5 protein-coding genes are annotated in these 21192 nt (G+C 61.4%); 2 read left to right on the forward strand and 3 right to left on the reverse strand.

The window, feature by feature from the left end; all coding sequences use genetic code 11:
* The first annotated feature begins 1 nt into the window (after position 1).
* Both V6X73_RS06450 and V6X73_RS06455 read left to right on the forward strand, forming a co-directional pair.
* Positions 2–2932, forward strand: a complete 2931-nt coding sequence (locus tag V6X73_RS06450) for a collagen binding domain-containing protein (RefSeq protein WP_367958391.1) — start codon at positions 2–4, stop codon at positions 2930–2932.
* Positions 2929–3582, forward strand: coding sequence for a DUF4402 domain-containing protein (locus V6X73_RS06455; protein ID WP_367958390.1), 654 nt, complete (start codon positions 2929–2931; stop codon positions 3580–3582). The genes V6X73_RS06450 and V6X73_RS06455 overlap by 4 nt, the downstream gene beginning before the upstream one ends.
* Positions 3583–3658: 76 nt before the next feature.
* Here V6X73_RS06455 and V6X73_RS06460 read toward each other — a convergent pair whose 3' ends face one another.
* Genes V6X73_RS06460 through V6X73_RS06470 form a run of 3 tightly spaced genes read right to left on the reverse strand, consistent with a single transcriptional unit; the run spans position 3659 to position 21051 of the window.
* Positions 3659–4333 (reverse strand): response regulator transcription factor, encoded by a 675-nt coding sequence (locus V6X73_RS06460; protein ID WP_367958389.1) that lies wholly within the window; start codon positions 4331–4333, stop codon positions 3659–3661.
* Entirely contained in the window at positions 4330–6210 is a 1881-nt protein-coding gene (locus V6X73_RS06465) for an ATP-binding protein (protein WP_367958388.1), read from the reverse strand. Before V6X73_RS06465 ends, V6X73_RS06460 begins: the two co-directional genes overlap by 4 nt.
* 18 nt (positions 6211–6228) lie before the next feature.
* The gene (locus tag V6X73_RS06470; protein ID WP_367981230.1) at positions 6229–21051 is read right to left on the reverse strand and encodes a beta strand repeat-containing protein; all 14823 of its coding nucleotides are present in this window, start codon (positions 21049–21051) and stop codon (positions 6229–6231) included.
* Positions 21052–21192 lie beyond the last annotated feature (141 nt).

A 21192-nucleotide genomic window follows, 5' to 3' on the forward strand; every position in this document is an offset into this window, starting at 1 on the left:
CATGCGCATCGCGATCGGTCTGTTGTGTATCGCCCTGAGCATGGGCAACGCCACGGCCCAGACCGAACGGCTCCCCCGACAGTTGATCCCTTTGCTGGTCCAGCTCGACGGTGAATCCATTGGCGATGGTATCCAGGCCTACAGCGATGGGCAGTCCACCTGGCTACCACTGCGGCAGATCGCGCTGCTGCTGGAGATCCCGATCGCCGTGGATGTCCGGCGCCGGAAAGTGAATGGGTGGCTGTTCGATCGAACGCGACGTTGGGTGCTCGACGTGGACACATCGCAGGCCCAGGCTTTTGACGAATCGCAAAGCGAGCCTATCCAGCCGCAGGCGGCCATCACGCCCCGTCTGCCCGTGCGCAGCGAAGTGCATGTGCGGCCGGAGGTCCTCGAACAGCTCTGGCCGGTCGAGGTTGAAGTCTCCCGCAGCGATCTTCAGGTCCGCATCGAAGGCGTCACCCGACTGCCGCGGCAGCGCCGGATTGCCCGGGAGCGTGAGCGCGCGGGACTGAATCGCACCACAGGCCGCCGCGGACGCCGTTCGCTGGCAAGGACCGGAACCGGCTATGCCTGGTGGCAGCCACCGAGCGGCATCGCGCGTTTCGGCGTTGGTCAAACCCGTGGCGGGCTTTTGCGAACAACAGCACGGATCACCGCGGTCGGAGAACTCGCCGGTGCAACCGCCTTTGCGACGGGGTCGGCAAGCCGGTCATCCAACCGCGACGCGGGCATCGACACGGCGAGGCTGACATTGAGACGGTTCGCCAGCCCCGATCCCATGCCACTCAACGTCCGGGAGATCGGACTCGGAGATCTCAACCTGCGCTCCGCCCCGGATACCACCGCCGGTGCTCGTGGGGTCGGCGTCTCGGTGAGCAGCTACCCCCTCCGCAACACCGAGACATTCGAGCCCTACACGCTGGCGGATGATGCCGAACCGGGCTCCGAGGTCGAACTCTACCGCCGCGATGAGCTCATTGATTTCGCGGAGGTGGATGAGACCGGCCGGTACCGATTCGACAATATCCCCATACAAGCGGGCATCAACCCATTACGCGTTGTGATCCGTCAACCGAATGGCGAGCGTATCGTCCAGCGATACCAACCGGTCTATGGCCGTAATCAGATCCCCTCTGGCGAGTTCCGCTACCAGGTCGCGGCGGTGAAGCCGGGAGCCCGGCTGATAACCGAAGACGACGATGGCCGAGGCGCCGACCGACCCGTTGGCACGCTCCGCGTCGGCTGGGGGGTGCGTCGCCGCACGACGGCCGGGATGCGACTGATCCGGGCCCAGGGCGAAGACCCATCGACACGGGCGGATTATGCCCGCATCGCCCTCATCCAGGGTATTGGCCCCACTGAGACCCGCGCGACAGCGCAGCGGGCGCTGGATGGGGGAATGCTCTATGGTGCCGCCATTCGCTACCCACGCCGGCAATGGCCGGTGACCGCCGAGGTCCGCATCAACAACGGCCTGGAGAGCGAGGAAATCGGCTTTGGCGACAATGCGCTCAGACGGGCCGCCGAGATCCGCACGACCGGCGACATCGCCATCGGCGGCTACCCGATGAGGCTGCGCCTCAACGCAAGCCGGTCATTGCGGGAGCAGGAAACCGCGTCGGACTCGCTACAAATCAGACAGGCCGGCCGATTGGGCGATATCCGCTGGCGCAACCGGCTCGACTGGGATTCCCGGGACGGGGTTATAGACGGCTCTCTGGCATTCAGTGACTGGATGGCCATGGGCGAAGCACGGCAACTGCGTTGGTCAGGGCAGATGGACTATCGCCAGGCGGCGGGCATTCAGACCCTTTCACTATCAGGTCGCCTGCCATTACCGCGGACCGGGATCGATCTGGATGCGACCTGGACGGCGAGCCGTAACCCAGACATCCATCGGCTCAACCTCTCGATGGCCGATGACCTGGCATCCGGACGCGCGACCCTGTCTGGCAACCTGACTACCGATGGGGATTATGGCATTCAAGCCAGCTGGCAGATCTATTTCGCCGATCGCCGGGGCAAACCACCCCTGTTCACCGAAATCAATCCGACCGGCCAGGGTAGGATGCGGTTACGTGTCTTTCTGGACCGCGACCGCAACGGGGTCCGCGATCCGGCCGACCCCCCGCTGCCCGGCGTTCGCCTCAAGCAACCACTCGCCAACCAAGGCGAGACCGGGGAGAATGGTGAACTGATGATCGCCGGGTTACGGCCGCATCGTTACTATCGGGCGCAGCTCGATCCGATGTCGCTCAACAATCCGCTACACCGCGTCCAGTCCGACGGGCAACGCGTCTGGGTTAGACCGGGTTCCACGCCCGTTCTGGATATCCCGGTAGAGCCCACCGGTGCGATCTACGGCCACGCCCGATTTGCCGGCGAGCGCGAGGGAGCCGAAGGCATCCCGCTGCGACTGGTGAACTGCGCCGGAGAGACAGTGGCACGAAAACGGACCCGATTTAATGGCTTTTTCGCTTTCGAGGGACTGGATTTCCAACGGCACTGGTTGCGGGTTGATAACGAAAGCGGCTTTCGAATGCTGGATAAGCCCGACGCCGCTCTCGATCTGTCGGCCGAACAGCCTTATGCATCGGAGGAGCGGATTGCCGTCGCGGCGCGATCCACCCTGAACGACTTCGGCGCCGTTCAAGGTACTCTCGTCGCACCCGACTGTAACGACGGGCTGGGAAATGTCCGTTTGCAGATCCAGCCCGTTGACACGGATCATCCGCCCTACCGCCTGATTACTAGCGCGGACGGCCACTTCCAGCTCGACCGGCTGCCGTTCGGCCGCTACCGCATTGCCGTCGTTGAAAAGACCCTTGCGGCAGGTATCCGGTTACAGGGCAGCCCGCCGACGGTCGAGGTCAGCGATGATGACCCGTTTGTCAGCGACCTGCATATTCACACCAAGGAGAGACCATGAGAACCGCCGCCTTCCGGCCATCGGGAAAGGGTCAACGCATTGCCAGGATTATGCTGGTCGCTTGCCTCTGGAACGTGCCCGCCACGGTGCAGGGTCAAGGTCAGGGTCAGGGCAATAATCCCTCCAGCGGCGCCCCCCCCGCCAACGGCGAGGCGGAAGTGGTCGTCGAGACCGCCCTGCGCTTCGGGCGCTACCTCAGCCGCATACCCCCCGACGGCGCCGGTGAAATCACCCTTGCACCGAATGGATCCGTGGACACAAAACAGCTTCGAGCATTGGGGCACCAGGCAACCGCCGCGCAGGTTACGGTGCGCGAGACATTTCCGGGTCAGGGGCAACCGGTGGAGGACCAGTATGACGTCATGGTGAGCACCGATCCGCTCCGCAACAATCGGGACACTCGGACGATACGCTTTGTCAGCCTCGCGGTCCGCTTCGAAGAGGATGATACCGGGGGAAGTGGCGGCGCGGTGATCGAACGAACCACAGCCGGCAACGGCACCCTGTCCATTACCTTAGAGGACGTGGATCTACCGGACCGGGACCAGCCGAAAAATCTGTCGATCGGCGGCACAATCCGTTTGAACGATGCCGATAGCGGAGATTATCAGGGCGCCGTCCTGATCGAGGCTCTGAGGCATCACCAATAGGATTGGAGCAGGGAAGAGATTGAGTCGGAGTGGGAGGATTCGAACCGCCGATCACCTGCACGCTAACTACCTGGCACTAAACGAACCGGATTTCCTCGAGCAGGCAATAGCCGCGCTGACGCACCGCGCCGATACAGGCGCCGTCAATGCCGAGCCGGCGGAATTTCCCCCGCAGCCGACTGATCCGCACCTCCAAGGCATTACTCAGCTCCCGCGCTGGATCCATGTCCAACAACTCCATCACCTCCCAGCGCTCCAGCCCCCACCGGCCCGCGAGGCTGAGTTGATAAAGCAATCGGACCTCAGCGGCGGATAGTCGTACCTCGTTATCTTGCCATTCCAGAACCTGCCGCGATCGATCGACAGAACAGGCCGATTGATTAACCAGCGGCGCAAGCGTGCGCGCCTCAATCCGCTTCACCGCTGCCAGCAGAACATCCGGGTCGACAGGCTTAGCGAGGTAGACATCGGCGCCCACACCATAACCCCGCGAGATATCATCGCTGCGATCCCGGGCAGACACAACAATGATCCCCACCTGATCGGCGGTCTCGCGAATACGCTCGATTAGCTCGTAGCCACTGATAGTCGGAAGATTAAGATCGATGATGTAAAGGTCGGGGATCTCATTGATTTCGCGCAGCTCCTCGGCGTCGGCCAGCTCAATGACCCGAAACCCTTCGCCACGCAGAAAGCGCGCCGTGTAGTCGCGCAGCTCGGCATGATCTTCCACTAGCGCCAGCAGCGTCATGAAATAACTCCATGCGTCGCCTCATCGGCGTCGGGAAAACCAAGCACAACGCTTACCTGCCCGGGAGTGACATGCATCTCCAGCGACAGACCCATGCGTTCTGCCAAAACACGGGCAATGTAGAGGCCGAGTCCAGTCCCGTATTGACCGCTTGCCGTCTCGCCACGGTAGTACTTGGTAAACACCTGCTGTGGATCCGGCTCCCCACCTTCGACCACCGCGTTATTGATCCGCAGCACGACATCGTCCGACGACCCATGGCACAGGCTGGCCTGCACCGGCGCCCCCTCGGTACCGTACTTATCGGCATTCTCCAGCAGGTTGGTCAATAGGATACGGGTGAGGTCCGAGTCGGCTATGACAGGCAGATCATCCCCGGTCATCTTCAGGATTAGACGCCGTGAGTCCACCACCTCCTCCATGAGCGTACGCAGACCGAAGCGCCTGTGGCGCACGGGAAGCCGGCCACGCTCGAGCTCGTCCACACGATCAGCCTGCCCAAGCGCATGCCCGATCGCCTCGGTCGCCCGGCTTATGACCTCCACGTCGAGTTCGTTGAGCCGATGGGCCATACGCAGAGTAGCGAGGGGGGTGCGGATCTCATGGGAGAGCATCTCAAGGAGCTGACCAATCTCTTTGCGCCTCGCCCGCTCCTCGTCGGAGCGAATCTGTAACGCCTTGGCCCGAGTCGCCAGTCTCGAGCGCTCCTCCAGGAGACTGCGCTGGCGACGGAAAAGCAGATAGGTGATGTACCCCCCGGGGACGATGGCCGCCGCCATAAAAGCGATGCTCAGATATTGAGCAAAGGCGGCACGCTCATACTGTGCACCGATAAACACCAGGCTTAAAGGCGCCGCCTGCAATAGGAAATAGGTCACGACCGCTCTCGGCGTGATGCTGTAGATCGAGGTATTCCCACGGCGGATCCATGGCACGGTCGCGAGCGCCAGCAACAGCGCCCCCAGCGCCGAGGCGTTGTTGAGCTGAAGGGCGAGGGAGACGTCAGCCAATCCCCAGGCAGCGGCTTTCGCCAACGTGAAGATAACGACAAACGCCGCAAAGACTCGCGAAACCCAACGCGCGCCGAGTTCTCGCAGCAGCATATAGTCGAACATCTGGGCCGCGGTGATGTAGAGAAGGGCCATTGTGTTATGCCAGAGGTCCTGGCTGAGCAGGCCCTCGCCACTGGCAAGGGGACGGGTCAGCCCCATGTGAACGATCAGCGTGACTAGATACAGCGACATCCGCACCAGAAACGCCACAATGAGCGGCGAATAGGAGGTCATAATGGCGGTGGCCGCCCAGAGCAGGTATAGCAGCGTCACTGCAAATGCCACCGAGAAAAGGATGTAGAAAAAGACCCCCTGGTTATGGAGCCCGGCGCGGGACTGGATGCTGACCATCGGCTGCATCACATTGGCGGACTCAACCCGCACCAGCAGCCCGCCCGCGAGCATCGAGCGTTCAACGGACAGCGTGTAGGCGTAAGGGATGATCGACCCGCGCCGGGTGACTCGATCGCCGGCCTCGAACAGGACCACATCCGGGTTGCCGGCGGAGATCACGCGTATGGAGTCCAGGTGGACGGGCTGAATCATCAACCAGGGATTTTCCGGCAAGGATGGTTGATGGAAGTCGACCCGCAACCACACAGGCCGGGACTGAAAGCCCAGTGACTGGCCGATGGAGAATGACCGCCATTGCGCATCCGCTGGCGGTAGCGCCTCCCCCGGATCAGCCACCCAGTACTCAACCGTCATCGGTGGTTCTTGTGCGGGTCGTTGATCGCTGTCGGCAAACGCCGGCCACGCCAGAACGACCACGGCGACGAGAAAAAAGCCTCCGAACCACGCCTTCGAGGCTTCAGTGATGCACATAAAGCCCATAGGCCATGACTAATCCCCGCGCCGCTGAGCAACACCATCCAATTGGCAGGACACCAGATACTCCGGCTGGGCACAGAACTCCGGCCCCGGCGGCAACTCCCATGTGGGCGTCAGCACGTCACTCACCTGCGGTTCAGCGCGACCAAGCCCAGCCGGATCGGCCTGCCTGCCTGCATGCAGCATACCGACTACTGTGAGCGCCCGACGCACGGCACTCCGACTACCGGCTTCACGTGACGGCGCAGGCGGTGCCGGGTTGATTGAGAGATCGCCGAACTCATAGGTGATCGCGTAATTTCTCGCCATAAAGCCGTTGTCACCGACAGCGTCGGCAATGCTCACCTCATTCGGATACTCCCCAACGCCCGCGTCAGGATCCACCGCGGCACCGCTTACAGAACCCAGCGTCGCAGCCGTAATCCGTTCACCGCCGGCGAGCTCGCCAGCCTCGATGGTGAAGTCGGTCAGCCCAAGATCAAGCGTCTCTCCGGCGGTCTTGAACCGATCGACCGCCCTCAGCGTCAGGGCGCGCGGGCGAATCTCCCCTCTGAGCCCGGCGGGCTGCTGCAGCGTGTAGTTACCCGCATCACTCCCGGCAAGGGTATACCCCGATGCCATCACGGCGATGTCTTGCGCCACGTTCGCGTCGGCGAATGTGGCGCTCGCACCGCTGGTGTCAAGGGTGACCAAATCCCCACCGAGGACACCCGCGCCGATCTGACCTTCAGTCAGGGGCGCCTCGGTGGTGCCATTGTAGGTGCGGCTTGGCGCGGTGACATTCACCACATCAAGCGCCCTGGGCTCCACGACCACTTGGCCGTTGGTGATGTTGCTGACGTTATACCCGCGTGCCGCCGGACCGCTAGCGACCGCCTGATATTGGCCGGCGTTGAGATACCCCCCGGTCGAAGTGGATTGATTGGCCACCGACCCGGCAAAGCCATCACCGTTCTCCAGTCCCGTGAGTTGCGTCGCCGTAACCACCGCCGGCGTCTCACCATAAGCCAGGGCCTGATCGGCAATGACCCCGGTAAGGCTTGGTCGTTCGCGATAAATGGCGAAAGGCGTGCCTTCACTCAAGGCCAAACTGAACGCCTGAATCTGCTCATCGCTGCCGTAGCGGAACCGACCGCTGCCGTAGCCGATGAGGCCATCGGCTGCACCATTGCCGCTCTCCGCAACTCCTATGGATCCATCGATGCTGCCGGTGTACAAGCGGATGATCCCCTGCGCACCGGCGCTAATGGTCGGGTCGCCCTGGAGAATGAGATTGCCGCCGCGTGGATCGCCGGCATCGGCGTTGCGGCCAGCATTGAGCACGATCGCCTCGGCGCTGTTGCTCGACGTCACGATATCCTCGGAAATAACGAGATCACCGCTAAGCGTCTCGATGTGGACATCGCCGGTGGCATGCACCCCGGACGGATTTACAGCGCCAATGGTTAGAGGACCTGCATTAGTGAGAGCAACAGAGCCCAGCTCGTCACCGGCCGACCCGCCAGCCAGCGTGGCGAGGTCATTCTGCGCGTGGGTGAGGTTGAATGACTCATTGCCGTGGAGGGCAAGCGTATCGGCGGCAACCGCTGCGGTCTGTGTCACAGAACCCTTGGCATGCAGGGCGAGGGCGTTGCCGCTCGTGTCAATCGGCGCGTTGATGGCAACCCCACCACCATGAAGATGGACCGGACCGGTGATATCAATGCCACCCGCGACTGTGAGATCCGATTCCGTGCCGGGCTTGCCCACTGTGAATCCGGTCATGCTCTCCTCGAAACCGTAATCAATGACCTGGGCGCCATTGAAGTCCGTGCCATCGGGCTCAAGGATGATCTGCCCCGATGCCCGGAAAGCCGATGTCGCAGGCAGCTCGTCATGACGAAAGACGATGGATCCGCCCCCAGGCGTGTGGGTACGCCCCGTGTAGGCCGCCCGCCCTGTGAGCGTTAGCGTTCCGGAACCACGGTGTACAAGATGGCGGCCACCCTCAAGACGGTTCGCTAATGTTATATCGCCGGCGAGATCAAGAATAAGGTTGCCGCGATCCAGGCTGACTGCCCCTTGCCCCAGTGATCCGGTCGCTCCACCATCACCGATCTTCAAACGACCGCCGCTGATTGTTGTATTGCCCTGATAGTCATTGTCGCCGGTCAGCGTGATCAGGTCGTTGCCTTTCTTACGCAGAGACCCGGGACCGGTGAAGCGATTGGCAAAGACCGTCTCCCCGTTCGTGTTCACCTGGAAGGTCAGCCGGCTGTTCGCCGTCTTCAGTGCAACCTCGCCAGAGCCCAGACGGCCCCTGCCGGTCCCGTTGCCAAGGAGCACGCCACCGGTTATCTCCGTGCCACCACTATGCGTGCCATTCGTCAGCAAAAGCGCATTCCCGGTGCGCGTATATCGAATCCGCAGGGTGCCGGTCCCGCTCAAGGGCTGGGTGAAGGCGGCATTCGTCTCAAAGTCGAGGAAAAGATCACTGTTGTTGGTCACCGCGCCGGATCCGAGTGGCCGGAACCTGTTGTCCCTGGGCGCGACCTCGACTGACCCCGCTGCAATGGTGACAGGCCCGGAATACGTGCTGTTGCCGGTCAATCGAAGGACACCTGGGCTGGTCTTGCTTAGTGGCCCAGCACCTCGCAGGTTGCCATTGTAGACAAGCGTTTCACCGTCAGGTATCACGATGCCCCCGCCGCCGCTGTCAACTTTTAGGCCCCGGTTAGCGGCCAGCGTGAAGCCGCTCGTGACCGACAGTGACCCGCCATCGAGGGTCAGGTGGCCATTGGTGACCGCGGAAGGCACCAACCCGAGGGCACTATCCGCGGCGATTGACACAGTCCCGCCCTTGACCACCGTCGAGCCGGTCAACGTATTCCCCGAACCCAGGCTAAGGGTGCCCGCTCCTTCCTTGATCAATGAAACACCGCTGCCCGCAATCACCCCGCCGAGCAGTGCCGAACCGCTATTGTCAACCCGAATATTCCCATTGGTATGCACCGTAATGGGCTGGCCGGTGTTAATGCCCGCCGCGCGCATGTCGAGCCCCGACGGCGCCGCCGTCGCACCGACTGCCTCGGTCAGGGTGATATCACCGCTGCCCGCATCGAGCTTTAACGAAGTCGGATGATCGCCATCATCGACGGCTCCAAGGGTAATGTCGCCGTCGGAACCCGCACTATCGATGGTGGTTATGGCACCGCTGCCAGCAAGCTCAATGCGCCCGGTCAGTGCAATGTCGCCGGTATTGGCAACATAGTCCTCACCGGCCAGGTCGATGGTATCGGCGGTCACGTTGATCGAACCGGCGGTCACGTCAAGAAGCTGAACCCGGCCACCCGTTGCGGTAATGGCCATATCCGCACTGCCGGCGGCCGCACCGTGAAACAGCACATCCCCACCTGGCTGGACCGCCCCGGCGGCCGTGGTGTCAATCGCCTCGATCCCGTCAAAGGCCACCGGCCCTTGCAACGTGACACCAGCTCCTTCGGTGGACAGGTCGCCGGCGAGCGTGATCGCCTGAGCCGTGTAGTGCTGTGCACCCGTCGTCGCAACCGCATTAAGGCTTAGATTGCTGGTGCCGACGTCAACCGAGAAGCTGCTGGTTTCGCCCGTCTTGGTAGTAACGGGCTGGGGGACATTGATCGCTGTCCCGGATGCCCTGGCTCCCCCATCGGTGGTGTCGATACCCGCCGCACCACTGAGCTCGATGGCCCGGTTGAGGGTGATGGCGCTCCCGGCTGTTGTGAGCATCCCACCGAGCGTGATGATTCCCGATGGGGTGTAAGTCTGCGGCCCCGCTGTGGTGACGCCTGAGAGCGCGAGATCATTGCCATCGACCACATTCAGGCTCGTCAGTGCTGTCGAACCGCCGACGTCACCCGCCAGGGCGATATCCCCCGTCCCCGCCTTCAACGACAGCGTTTCGGCCCCATCCAGTGTCCCGACAAGGGTTATATCCCCAGGGCCCGACCCCGTGCTGATCGTGCGCGCGCCGCCGCTGAGGGAATGCACAGCGCCGTTCTCGCCAAGGGTAATGTCCGCCCCGGCAGTTGCGAGATCAGCCGCCAGATCCGTCGGGCCCGTCAGGGTGATGTCGGCGGTCATGGCATTCGGGGCCGATGCGGTATCAATCGACTCATTGATGCTAAGGGTGTTGGCCACCAACGTCACTGCGCCCGTCGCCGTCAACCCATCGGTGCCATCGACGCTTGCGATTGCGAGGTCATCCGCATCCGTGAAGCTAAACGTCCCCACCGAACCGGCAAGCGCATCCACATCATTGGCATTGGTACCGAGGAAGACCGGCCCATCGACGTCAAGACGAAGTCCGCCCGAAAAACCAAGCGAACCGCTTGGGCTCTGGGCAAGGCTTGACCCCGAAAGCACCCAGTCCCCGACCACCGTACCGTCCGGACCGGTGTCCGGCGCATTGACCACGACATCGCCAGTGCTGTCCGAGCCAATCACCAACTTACCCGCCGTGATGCGATTGAGCTCCGCCTGAGAAAGCTCCAGGCGATCACCCCCGGTCTGATTACCGAGCGCCACCGCGCGATCATCCGTTCCAGGCCGGAGCGTGACGGTGCCGGCACCCGCGTTCACCGCTTTATCAAGCCCAAGGGCATCCGCTTGCAGGGTGACCGTCCCGTCGTTCGTGCTCACACCATTAACACCTCCCACATTTGCGACGGTCAGCGCGCCGGCGGCCTTAAAGCCAAGCGAGGCGCCGTCGCCGGTGAGGGAAGCGGCAAGCCGGTCGACCGCGTGCGGGGCAGCGCCCAAAAACGGGGTGTTTTGGACCTGCAGGGACAGGCCCTTGGCGTCCATCGCGCCGTCAATCTGCAGATCCACCGCGTCGATCAGGATGTCGCTCGTACCGGCCTGAGGTCCACCGGTGGTAAAGAAAAGCTGATTGCCGGAAAAATCAAAGGCGGGCGCGCCGCTGTCCGCAGCGAAGCTCGGTGAACCTGAAATGATCGTCGCGCCCGTCCCCGCTTTCTGTGTAAACCGGCCGATGGTTGAGAGGTTGTAGAAGGCCACGGTGCGAGCGGAGTCAACCGTTACATCCCCTATCTTTGTGGCATCACCAACGTTGTTGACGACGATGTCACCTCCACCCGCGATCATCGTCAGGTCCCTGGCGTAGTCACCGCCGCCGCCGACCACAGACCCGATCAGAATGTCGTCCTCCGGGCCGGGTGTGGTGTTGCCGTTATTGGTCAGATCAAGCGTGGACGCACCCGCAAGTGTGACGGCCGCCCCTAACAGATCCAGATCCTCGCCGGGACTGCTCCCCCCACTTGCCGAGGCACGCAGGATCCCATGCAGGGAGACCGGGTTGCTTGTCCCCGTCACCTTCATGCCGCCGTTGAAAAGAAAGACATCGGCGGCGCTGTCGCCGAGGTTCACCCCACCGGTGTTGTGAAAATTGGTCAACAAACCGAAACGGTTATCCGCACCACGTAAAGCGATGCTGTAATTCTGTGCCGCGGTGATGATCCTTGACACCTGAAGACTGCCCGCCAAGTCGACTTGCGACGCGTCGGTGAGCGTGAGCGTATCGGCCGTGAAATCATCCTGGAACGACACCGCCGCTCCGCCCGCATCGACAATCATGGATCCGGCACCGTCGACGGCATCGGCAAACGTGACTGATCCATCGGTGCCGGATCCGGTGGTATCGATGTTGAAAGTCAGGGGAAGGTCGGTTTTGCCGGTGACCCCCAGGTCACCGCCCGCGGTGTTGATTGAAAGATCGCGGACGGAAACGGAAGGCGTCCCCGCGGCACTCGTCGCAGAAAGGGTGACTGGTCCACCCGTCGTCTCAAGCTCAACCCGTTGGTCGAACTCAATGCCCGGCGCTGAGACCGCTGATTGCCCCTCCAGGCTGATTGATTGGCCCTTGACGAGCAACTTGCTGTCAATCGCATCTTTATCCCAGTCCAGCAGGATGCCCGCCACACCATCGTTCTCGGTAACCTCACCTTTGAGGGTGATCGCGCCAGTGGTGATCAGTCGCGAGTCATCAAAGAAAATGCCTTCGTCCTGCGCGGCCGCGTACGGCGTATCAATCCCCCCGAACGTTGCACTGGCAGCAGAGAAATCAGCCTCACGGATATCGATCGCACGGTCACCGGTGGCACTTTCGGCCTTTAGGGTGAGCGCGCCGGTAGCGGTCGCCCCATCCATCCTTATGATTTTCAGGCCCTTGCTGCCCGTCGACCGCCCTTCCAGGGTGATGTCACCGGCGGTGAGGGTGGTTGAGCCCGATCCGCTACCCTGATCCGATATCTCGATGCCCTGCCCATCGACCGCCGTGCCGCTCACCGTGAGCGCACCGCTGGTTACGACGGCCGTGCGGTCAAGGTCCACACCATCACCCGTACCGCCCCGAGCCAAGCCAGTGATGCTGAGCGCTGTCGTCTGACTGCTCCCGAGGGTACTGTTTTCGTATGCGCGCAGCCCATCTCCACCAAGCGACCCACCTTCACCAGTCAGGCTGACTGCGCCCCCTCTGGCGTCCACCTCGAATTTGCGCAACACAACGCCGTTTCTGCCTCCGGCGGCGCCGCCATTCGGCTGATCATTCAGCACTCCAGTGAGGGTAACGCCCCCTTTGCCGGCCCGTATCGTCCTTGCGCTCGTGTCGTCGTTGCCATCAATACCCTCACCGGTTCCATACGCCGTCCCGGTAATGGAAATGGCACCGTAATCCCCCGCCAGGGCGCTATCGTTGGCGACGTAGGTGTCGATGAGGACATGATTCTCGATCACCACCCCATCCCGGTCGCCATAACCGGTGTTAGCGGGCGCTGCGAGACCGGTGGGTCCGGTACCGCTCACCGTGATGGCGCCGCCGGCGGTCGTACGATAGGTGCCCGAGCGCAGGTCGACGCCCGCGACTTGGGTCAGTTCTGTCGCCGAGTCGGCGTTCCAGAGGCCACCCGTGCCGGTGATGCTGAGATCCCCGCCGGCCGTCTGCAGTAAGACACTGCTCACGTCACCGGCATCCTCAGAGCCGATCCGAACACCCGCATTGGTGGTATCTGAGACACCGCCGCCTTGGCCGCTGATCGTGATTGTTCCCGCACCGGAGGTTATTAACGCGGTGGCCTCGTTCAAGCCCGCAGCGCTGGTGTTGGCACGGAGCCGCACCCCCACGCCCGAGTGGCTGGCCTGGCCCGTTGCCGTCAGGGCAATGTCGCCGCCATTACTAGTCAGTCGCACACCCGAGCCTACCCGCACCTGGGCTTCGGCTTTAATCGTGGTGTCGCCGTCCACAGCGATCGTATTGTTGCCATTGGCCTTGAGCCGAGCGGTGTGACCCGAATCAACGCTGAGCGCTCCGGTCAGCTGGGCCCCCGCATCGATATTGATGTCTCCTGGCGCCTTGAGCGTGAAATCTCTCGCGCTCGTTATGGCGGCCAAGCTAATGGACCCATCACCCTGCGTAACGGCGGTTTCGCTGTACTGTCCGGCCGTTGTGATCTGAATCTCGCCATCAATGGCGTTGGCTTCGGAAAGCTGCACGGCCGAACCGCTCGTAACGGCGGAGATTCCTCGATCTAGCGAGTCACTAACCAAGAACGCCTTGCCCGCCTGTGATCCATCAAAGACCAAGCTGCCGGTACCATTCACCTCCGTGACGGTAATGTCATTGCCGCCCTGCGTGACGGTAAGCGAATCGGCGGCAGAAAAATAAGAAAGTCCAGGGGCGACAATGCCGTTGGCAAAGAACTGCTCCTCTGCCATATCCAACTCAAACGAATGATTCGTGACTAGCAGTTTGCCGGCCCGCAGAAAATCCCCACTGGCCTGCCGGACGTCATCCTGCCTGGCATCGATCGATAAGGTACCGGCGATCAGTGAATCCCCAAGCACGGTTCCTCCAGCCGCGTCGTTACGCAGCGTCACATCGGCGGCATCGAAAGCCGTGGTATCGATTGCGAGGGTGCCCGGCGTGATAACCGTTGCCCCGGCCGCCTGCGTGAGCGCGCCTCCGACGGTGAGACTTATGTCGTTAGCGGCGCCAGCGGCGGTAATCCCGGTTATCGTGTCTGAGCCACTGCCGATGCTGCCGATCTCCAGGGCATCCTGATCGACAATCGAGGCGCTCGTGTTGCCGGTCAGATCCAGCGCCAGTGTGTCGAAGTCGTTAGCGCTATCCGTGAAATTCAGATTGCCACTGGCCCTGACCGCTAATCTCTCCGCGCGGAACAGATCCTCGGCCGTGACGGCAGCTGCCTGTTCTATGAAAACCGAACGGAGCGCAGTATTCCCGCCGACCGGCTTTTTGAAGACAATCGATCCTGAGCCCGCTTTCAGGGTAAGGTCCGCTGGCGTCGAGCCCGAATTCGCGGCTTTCCGGATACGTTTGTTAAAAGTAATGTCGCCGCTGGTTGCGCCAGTGGTCACGGACATCGTGCCAGTAATATCAACGGGCCCGTTCAGAATGACGGCTCCACCTTGATTGACACCACTTGTGTCGATGGTATCAATGTCGATCTGTTGCGCCGCTTGCAGCGTTACGGGACCTCCATCCCCATTGGTAGCGGAGGCATCCAGATGATCCACGAATATTGAGTTATCAACTGAAACGCTCACTGAGCCAGCATCGCTGTTGCCGCCGGTATCAATGTCGCTGACCGAAAATTGGCTTGCATTCGTGGCCGAGACACTGCCACCGAACGTGTAGAACCCGGGTCTACTTGAGTCAAAAAAATTCATATCGGTCACGCTTACAAGACCGTCATGCCCGTTAAGATCGATGTCGCCGCCAGCGGTATGGATATCGTGACTGGAACCAGTCAAATATTGGCGAATAAAGAATTCATGCCCGGAACTCGTGAAATTTCCACCACCGGTCGAGACATCACCATCGATGTAAACGCTTTCTGCGTTTGATTGTCCGTTATCGGTAGCAGTCAGCGTGACATCTCCACCGGAAGTCACCAATATGTCCGGCGCTGAGGATGCTAAAGAGACGTTAAAACCCGTCGCAGTAAAGTCGCCTCCGGACGTTTTGACGGTATCGCTGACATACAAAGGGTCATTACCGGTCGCGGACAAGGTCACATTGCCACCGTCGGTGACAATCGCGTCACCATCCTCGTAGGTAAGCCAGACACGCGAACCGGTGATGCCAAGATCCCCTCCACCGGTCTCTATCGGTGCATCGATTTCAACTTGCCCGGAGAAATTCAGATCTACAGAACTCGGAGCAGAATAATCGATCGTGGCATTGCTCGTGGCGGTGAAATTGCCGCCCGTCGCGGTCAAGCCACCCACCGCTGACTGGATTGCGGCATCAAGGGTGAGATGACCAGTGCCGACATCGATATCCAACAGCCCCTCGGCATGGAACCCGCTGCTGCGCCAGCCTTTGAGCGTGAGGTCCCCCTGATTGACAAAGCGAAGCGTCTGCCCAGTGACATCCCCTGTGCCCTTGAAGGTATTGACGCCGAGCACATCGACCTGATTATCCGCGTCGGCAAGGGCGATCTCACCGGTGAGACTGGTCAACGGGCTGCTGGTGGTATGACTGGCCAGGTTGAGCCGCTGAGCCCGGATCTCGGCGCCATCCGCGGGCTGGGTGATGCCGCCATTGCCCCGGGCCTCCAACGTAATGACGCCGTCACTGCCGGCGGTGCTTCCACTCCCCCCGATCGCGCGGAGGGGGGCTGCGGGGAGGCTAATTCCCGCAGCGCCATCGGTCTGCAGGATAATATCTCCAGAGTCGCCGCCGGAGGCGCCGGCGCCGTCTCCTCCACCGACCGTCAAGCTGGTGTAAGACAACCCACCGTCCGACTTCAGTGTGAGGTCACCGCCATGGCTGCCGGCACCGGCGTTATTGTCGGCTCCGGCTGCATTAAGGCTGCCCACTGAGATAAACCCACTGTCGTTGACGTTTTCAGCATCTAAAATTATGTTACCCGATGCCTGACCGCTATTCGCCGTCGCCCGAGTGCGAAGGTCCGCCGGGCTGCTGTCACCATCGGCAGGCGTGGTGATGCCTCCATCCCGGGCTGTCAAGGTAATTGAACCACCCCGAGTCTGGATGGTGTCCGAGAATGCAATCGCGTCAGCGGTGAAGCTAACACCTCCGGTGCCCAGCTGTTGAACGGGCGCATCCACCGTAAGACTGTCCACATCGATCGTGAATGCCTGGTTCGGATTTAGCTGAACCTGGTTGGCCGTAATATCCGTCGCCCCGCTCTGGCTGATGAGATCGCCCGCCGCGGTGATCGTCCCCGATGCGTTGTAAGTCTGCGCGCTTTCCGTCGTTACGGCCGGCAGACTGATGTCAGCCCCGCCGATGGAAACGGCCTTAGCCGGATTCCCGGTGGTCCCGATGGCATTGCTCACGGAGACGGTGCCTGTGCCGGCATCCAGGTTGACGTTACCGGTCAGGGTGACACCGGCACCGAGGGTCAAGTCGCCATCGTCACCCCCCTGCCCATCCCCGCTGGTGAGGTCTACATTGTTGAGGATGAGATTACTGACACTGCCCCCATTGGCGTCACCCAGTAACCCATCAGTCAGGTCACTATCGCGGTTGACGAGCAGCCCGGTGAGGGTTTTGGAATTGCCATCGAGTGCACCGGTGAACGCCCCCTCAGCGGCCGCATCGCCGGCGGGGACAAAACCATCTCGCCAGATCCCCTTGTTGGCCCGCACCTTGTCAGTGAGGTTGATGTCATTCGCGAGTTTATAGTCGCGCGCCGGCGCCACGCGTAAGAGCTGTAACTGCCGGGCATTGGCGATACGGCTGCTCCGCTCGGATCGCAGCAAAGGCCGCGTTTCCCCGTCCACCATGGTCCAGGTATCGTCGAAATCAAAACCCGACCAGGTTCCGCCGCTTTGGGTACCGTAGGTCGACTGGCTGTAAGGATTGGCCACATTGCGGCCGAAGGCGTTGGTGACTGTCCCAGAGCTACTTGCGGTCACGGCTCCAAGCTGATCCGCTGAACGCGCACTCAAAAAACCGGCGGCGTAGCTATTGGCGATCTCGCCACTCGACGTCATGCTACCCGCAAGCCCGCCAACGCTAGAGTCTGCGACCACATTGGTCGATGAAAAGGAATTGTCGATCACGCCTGTAACGAGGTACCCGACAAGACCGCCGTGGCTGACACTGGATGTTCTGCTGCCATTGGAAACCAAGCCGGCCGATGAGCTTCGATTGATTGAGACGAAATCCCCACCACCGCTCTCGACATGACCAGCCAGTGCGCCTACTGACCTCCTTCCTGCAACGATACCGTCAATATGTACATCGACAAGGGCGGGTGTCGTGGAGACATTGTTCCTGAATATCGGTCTTATCATTCCCGCAACGCCACCCACGTACTCATCACCGGCGACGTCGACGCCACTCATATGGAGATGGCTCACGCCTTTGGTACCGGATACAAACGCGAATAGGCCGACGCGGGCCTCACTGGGTCGGTGGATCGTCAATCCGTGGATCCGATTCCCCAATCCGTGGAAATTGCGACTGAAACCAATATGGGTATCACCAATCGGGTCAAATCCCTTGCCGCCATTCCAGGAGGCCGTCGGTGAGGCGTCGATATCGCTGCCAAGCGCATAATTCCTAGTGAGATTGCCGGCCATGCCCTGCAGGTCGGTGGCCGTGGTGCTGCCGGCGCTCCCGAGCGTGGTAATCACGATGTAATTATCGAGATTGCCACCGCTGCCGATCTTCTCGCTGAAGTTCGGGCCAGCCGGCAGCCGGACCGGCGCGTGGATACGCAACCGCGCATCACGCCCGTTCTCGACGCCATCCGCACTCGCGAGGCCATAACGCAGTGACAGCGCCCCATCCGTCGCCCCACTCCCGGATGGGCGACCATCCAACCGCCCTTCCAGGCGGATATCCCGTCCGGCCTTGAGTTGAAGCTCTCGGCTATCCCAGGTCACCGGCGCATCAAGGGTGAGGTTGCTATCCGTCCCGGTGGCGGTCAGGGTGATCGGGTTGTTTTCGCCGACGAAAATCGAATCGGCGGACAGCTGCATTGACCCTTTACTTTCGATGTTTTCGAGAACCGTCAACAACCCCGGCGTCTCTGCGGTGAGGTCTCCATGCACGACGGTCGGGTTATTGACATTACCGATGAAATCCAGCGTCCCGCCGGAGAGGAATGTCACCGCGCCAAGGCCTGTATGATTGACGCCGTTGACATAGATGGGATTCCCGGAAACCCGCGTATCAAAGACGGTCTTTGCCGCGGTGATTTGCGCCAGCCCTGCACCGATGCTGAGGTTAGTGCGATTGTCGTTGCCTAGCGCAATCCCATTCGAGGTCGCACTCGTACCATCCTTGATGGTGACCGTGCCTGAACCCGCATCGAGTAGGATTTCATTGAGATGGGACGCAAAACTGAAATTCTTCTCGGTGGTGACAGCAAAATCATGATCGTTGGTTGTCAAGCCACGATAGGTGATTCCGCTCACACCCCCGGTGACAGGTTTGATGACCAATCCCGAACCGACGCCCGATACAGTGGCGTCATGCCTCAGGGTGACCGGTCCTTGCGCATTGCCGGCTAGATCATCGATGACATTATCGCCGGTCAGCTCGAATTTTCCGCCACTGCCCGCACCAACCAGCATCAATTCCTCTGCGCGAATCCGTTTTCCGGCGACCTGTGTCAGCTCATGACCCGCGTCTATCACGAACTCAAGGTTGGCAGCATCAACATCACCCAGTCTGACCGTGTTGCTGGCGGCGCTCGCGTTACGGGCCTGAACGCGGACAGCGCTTTTTGGTGCATCGACGGTCAGCGTCCCACGCAGGTCAATGTGCGGGTTGGCGTTATCCGTTGTTGATAGATCGACATTCGCCGGCGTGTCGCTGTCGGCGTAATCGGGCAGGGTGATGGCCAGGTCATCGCGGAACGATAACGTGCCGGCCGAGATGCCCGCCTCCTCCAGGTAAGTCGTTTTCGCCTCAGCGACAACCGTCGTTGCAGTGAGGTCTTTGGTGAATTTAATCTCCCGTCCGGCCTTGAGGGTGATCACCCCTCCGCTCAGATTGCTGTCACCACCCTGAAAAAGCAGATCCCGGCCGGCCGAAAACACGATATCGCCCATCTCGGCGCTTTCTGGGGCAGAAAAGCCACCGACCAACAGATCGCTGTTATTACCGGTGGTACTGAATGTCGTGGTGCCGTTTTCCGCCTTGATATGGTCGAGTCCACCAAAAATCATGGTTCTCGCCGATCCGGCCGCACCGCCCAGCGACATGTCAGCATCATCCGCGGTAAGACGGATCGTGATGTCACCGGCCGCCGAACTGGGATCGGTTTGATTAGACCGGGTATTGATATGCACGCCGCTCACGTTCTGAGTCGCTTCGATGGTCACATTGCCCCCGGCAGTCCGGAGTGCAGGGCGAAGCGAATTGCGGCCGATATTAGTGGTCAAGGTGTTGTCCACCACCAAATCAATGGTGTTGCGAAGCGTGACATCCCCCCCAACCACCTGACCGGCGAACTTCCCGATACGGTTGTCCTCATCCAGATTGAAGGCGGCCTGGTTCGAACCGGTGAGGACGACCTCATCCGAATCCAGTCGAGAGCCGACGTTCTGCTCTACATCCCCGAACTGCGTCTCCAGCTCCAGATGGTTGGCATGGATATTATCCGTGCGAATCCCCACGCCCCCGGTCGTCTGTCCGGCGGCCGTCAGCCGGACATCCTTTAACGGTGATGCGGAAGTCCCGAGATAATGACCGGCCCCTTGGATGACGGCGCCATCCGCATCCGCCCACAACTGCAGGTTCCCGTCAGACACCACGTCGGCATCAAACCGAATGTCACCGGCAGCCTGAAGGTGTAAGAGATTATCGCTGGCAACACCATCAAGTCTGTCGACGACCGTGATGTGGCCCGCCTGCTCCCCGGTACCTCCGCTACCAATCGTTCGGACAATGACATTGGACGTACTCAACGACATCTGAAGCTGCGAGACCGTGAGAACAGAAGTGACCCCGGGAAAGCCAGGCTCCCAGATGTCGTTTTCTCGCGTGATGTTATTGCCCGCTTGCTGGTCACGGATTTCAAGATTGGTTGGATCGAGGAGTAGCACCCCGGGCTCCCCAGCTGGCGCCAACAGATCGGCGGTGCCTCTGAAATCCAGCAGCCGCTTGCCTGAGACCTCCGTAAACCCACCATCTCCTTGCGCACCAGCGCCGCGCGCGGAGACATGCCCGTTAAAAGCCGTGGTGCCGTCCGCCCAGACAACGGCGGTTCCACCATCACCCTGGTCCGTTGCACTGACATCGATTTCGGCCCCAGCCGCAACATCTACGCGTGCCGCCGTTCTCATGGCGCCGGCGCTGGTCAGCACGCGACGCGCTTCGTTCGCGCCGCCCTGCCAGTCACCGCCCACCAGCACCTCACCACCGGCGGTGGCGCCGCTGGCGTCTACCTCGGCGGTGGCCTCAAGCTCAATGTCCTCGCCCTCGATCTTAACCCGGCCGCCCTTGCCACCGCCCGAGGAGACATTGATCCGGCCAGCCGCCTGAATCCGGCTCACGGTCTCCGTCGGAGCGTCGGAATCCTCCGGGCGCAGCGCCTCCCCCGCGCTCGCATCTAGGTGCACCTGGCCTCCGCCAGTGCCGCCACGGGCATCAATGGACGAGTCGGCCTCAAGCTGAATGTGCTCAGCGCGAAGCGTTACCTCACCGCCGAGGGTCTCAGAGGTCACATCCACCTCGCCGGCGAGACGGATGTCCGGCCGCATGACCACAAACGCCTCCGGATCCGGCTGCGCGTCAGTGGCGCCACTATCGGATACGCCCGAGTCGTTGGCTCCGGCCTGGGCCCCCTCGTTCACCGCGGCGGCGCTCTCCTCGCTGCTGTCTTTCGAGCCGCTGTCGGACTCCTCCTTGGTATCGCCTTCGGATTTCTCCTCGGTGTCTTTCTCTTCGGAGGCTTCCTCCTCGCTATCGTCCTCGGCGTCGTTGCCCGCCGCGCG

The sequence above is a fragment of the Spiribacter pallidus genome (assembly GCF_040838495.1).
GTDB classification, from domain to species: domain Bacteria; phylum Pseudomonadota; class Gammaproteobacteria; order Nitrococcales; family Nitrococcaceae; genus Spiribacter; species Spiribacter pallidus.

Excerpts from the sequence above, each read along its gene's own strand:
- V6X73_RS06450 (WP_367958391.1), top strand. The coding sequence starts at position 2 with ATGCGCATCGCGATCGGTCTGTTGTGTATCGCCCTGAGCATGGGCAAC.
- V6X73_RS06455 (WP_367958390.1), top strand. The coding sequence starts at position 2,929 with ATGAGAACCGCCGCCTTCCGGCCATCGGGAAAGGGTCAACGCATTGCC.
- V6X73_RS06460 (WP_367958389.1), bottom strand. The coding sequence starts at position 4,333 with ATGACGCTGCTGGCGCTAGTGGAAGATCATGCCGAGCTGCGCGACTAC.
- V6X73_RS06465 (WP_367958388.1), bottom strand. The coding sequence starts at position 6,210 with ATGTGCATCACTGAAGCCTCGAAGGCGTGGTTCGGAGGCTTTTTTCTC.